Raw genomic sequence first — 3207 nt, 5'->3', positions numbered from 1 at the left:
ACCTTACATTTTTCTATAAGAGCATTAATAGAAAAATTATTTAGTCGTCATGCTGAACTTGATTCCGCATTTTTCCTTTGGGGTAGACCCTGAAACAAGTTCAGGGTGACGAATTTATCTCACCTAAATCCCCTGAATATCACTCCTAACCTCTTTACGCCAATCCTTTCCATATTTACGATCCATAAAAGAAGCTACTACTTTATTATAATCATTAATGGAAATATTTACAGGCATTACACAGCCAAATTCAGAATAAGCAATACCATATTTCTTTTCAAATAGTTCCTGTCCTTTAACATAAGTAGATACGATACCACCGCGGAGCAGAAACTTCACGCTACCCTTTTTTAAATCGGCATTAGCCAGCTTAATACTGTGCACTTTCGCACTGTCCACGACTATTTTAGACTTAGCATTCAATTGTACAGCTGCAAAACAGAGAAACATAAATATTGGAATGAGCTTTTTCATCTTAACTACTTTAGTTAATTTAATTAGAAATCTGAAAGTTGATGGCCATATTGTACCTTACACGCACCGGAACCCCTTTATTTTTCCCTGGCTTCCATAACGGTGATTTTTTAATTACTTTAATCGCTTCCTCATCACAACCAAAACCAATCCCTTTAATTACGGATACATCGGTAATCGAACCATCTTTCTCTACCACAAAACTTACATATACCTTACCTGCAGCACCTTCTTCCTGTGCCCTTGAAGGATACCTTAAATTACGTTCCATATATTTAGACCATGCTTTGGCACCACCGGTAAATTCAGGGTACTCATCAGCGCCTAAATAAACCTCTTTATCTTCTGGTGTTCCTGTACCTTCTTTAGCAGTTCCTGAACCATCACCATTACCTTTACCTTTATTGTCGGTTACTACCGCACCAGGAGCCACAACACCATCCTGTGTCTTAGTGCTGATCACTGCTAATTTTATATCATCAACTGTTGGAGGAGGGGGAAGCTCTGTTTTATTAACCACCACCACTTGTGATGGAATCGCTATTGTTTTAACCTTTACCGGATCAGCTTTAGCAGGCTCAACCTTTTTCTCTGGTTCAGGAGTCTTTGGTTTCATCTGATGAATTACATCAGTTAAATCGACAACCTTTGGCGGAGCTTCTACTATAATCTCCTTTGGAAACAGTTTAGCATAAATTAAAGGAGAGAAACACAAGAGGATAAACAGGCTTCCAGATACGAAAAGTGCTCTTGTCATAATCGATGAAGATTTAGACCTTAATTCATAAGCACCATAGTTTTTGTTGCGGTCTGCAAATACAAGATCGAGCCACTCGGTTTTGTATACGTTAATTAAAGAGTTGAACATAGCTTTTAGTTTTATAGCATGATGCGGCAAAATCAGCAATTCCATAAAACATTTAAAAAATCTATTTTCTTTACAAAAAATGAAATTTTTCATCTGAAAAACATTTTTTTATTTCATTTTCAATAAAATTGATAAAAATAATACGATTCTTTTACGAGAATTAATAAAATATACTATTTTTGACAAAAAACATAACAAATTAATGAAAAGCTTAAGAACCATCGCATTAAAAGAGGCTCAAAACAGAATTTCACCAGAAGTTAAAGCACCAGCGGCAAAAATTTCTGACTTTTTTGGCGCTAATGTATTTGATAAGAGAAAAATGAGAGATTTCTTATCTAAGGACGTATATGAAAAATTAATATCATCTATCAACCAGGGTGAGTTAATTAATTCTGACGATGCCAACCAAATTGCAACCGCTATGAAAGCGTGGGCAATGAGTGCTGGCGCAACGCATTATACGCACTGGTTCCAGCCATTAACTGGTACAACTGCTGAAAAACATGATTCATTTTTTGAGCCAAGTGGCGATGGAGCTATCGAGAAATTCGCTGGTAGCGCTTTAGTTCAACAAGAGCCAGATGCTTCTAGTTTCCCTAACGGTGGTATACGTAATACTTTCGAAGCTCGTGGTTATACTGCTTGGGATCCTTCTTCTCCAGCTTTTATCATGGAAAGCAAAGCAGGTAAAACACTATGTATCCCTACAGTATTCGTATCTTATACCGGAGAAGCCTTGGATTATAAAGCACCTTTATTAAAAGCATTAGCTGCGCTTGATAAAGCTGCTGTTGATGTTTGCCAATATTTCGATAAAAGCATTACTAAAGTAAATGCTTCTTTAGGTATCGAACAAGAATATTTCTTGGTTGATGAGTCATTGTTCAATGCTCGTCCCGATTTATTATTAACAGGCCGTGCTTTATTCGGACACATGTCTGCTAAAGGCCAACAATTAGAAGATCATTATTTCGGTTCTATCCCTGAGCGCGTATTCAGCTACATGGTAGATTTCGAAAACGAAGCTTTAAAATTAGGTATTCCTTTAAAAACCCGTCACAATGAGGTTGCGCCATCTCAGTTTGAGTGTGCACCGATTTATGAAGAAATTAACCTGGCTATCGATCACAATCAATTATTGATGGATTTGATGGAAAAAGTTGCCCGTCGTCACCATTTCCGTGTATTGTTACACGAAAAACCATACGCAGGCATCAACGGATCAGGTAAACACAACAACTGGTCGTTAATTACCGATACCGGTAAAAACTTATTGGCACCAGGTAAAACACCTAAAAACAACTTAATGTTCCTTGCTTTCTTTGTAAACACAATTAAAGCCGTTAGCGAGCATGCCGATTTATTACGTGCAAGTATTGCATCAGTAAGCAACGATCACCGTTTAGGTGCCAACGAAGCGCCACCTGCAATTATCTCTATCTTCTTAGGTTCTCAATTGAACGATGTATTAGATGAGATTGAGCACTCACGTATCAGCAAAAAAATCAAAGAAGATAACGCACTTTGGTTAGGTATTCCTAAAATCCCTCAGATTTTATTAGACAATACCGACCGTAACCGTACTTCTCCTTTCGCATTTACAGGTAACAAATTTGAGCTTAGAGCTGTTGGATCTTCAGCAAACTCTTCTGCACCAATGACGATCTTAAACGCGATTATGGCTGAGCAATTGGTTAAATTTAAAGTTGAAGTTGACAAATTGATCAAAAAAGGTGATAAAAAAGACATCGCTTTATTAACAGTGATCAAAAAATACATCAAAGAATCTAAAGGTATCCGTTTCGAAGGCAATGGTTACAGCCAGGAGTGGGAAGATGAAGCTGCAACACGCGGTTTATCAA

The 3207-nt window shown here is 37.4% G+C and carries 3 protein-coding genes; 1 reads left to right on the top strand and 2 read right to left on the bottom strand.

Features of this window, described 5'->3' with window-relative positions; translation table 11 throughout:
• Positions 1-123: 123 nt before the first annotated feature.
• A complete protein-coding gene (locus AC1DPQ_RS22530) occupies positions 124-474 on the bottom strand; it encodes an FEKKY domain-containing protein (RefSeq protein WP_477584403.1) in 351 nt (116 codons plus the stop codon).
• Between the two features lie 19 nt (positions 475-493).
• On the bottom strand, positions 494-1342 hold the full coding sequence (locus AC1DPQ_RS22525; RefSeq protein WP_477610938.1) for an energy transducer TonB: 849 nt from the start codon (positions 1340-1342) through the stop codon (positions 494-496).
• A gap of 202 nt (positions 1343-1544) precedes the next feature.
• Between AC1DPQ_RS22525 and AC1DPQ_RS22520 the strand changes: the two genes are divergently transcribed.
• On the top strand, positions 1545-3207 hold a 1663-nt coding region (locus tag AC1DPQ_RS22520; protein WP_477610937.1), incomplete at its 3' end, for a glutamine synthetase III family protein.

The organism is Pedobacter sp. 01T416_2, assembly GCF_056398925.1.
Note: the sequence above shows the minus strand (reverse complement) of the source record. Positions and strands in the feature narration are given on the sequence as shown.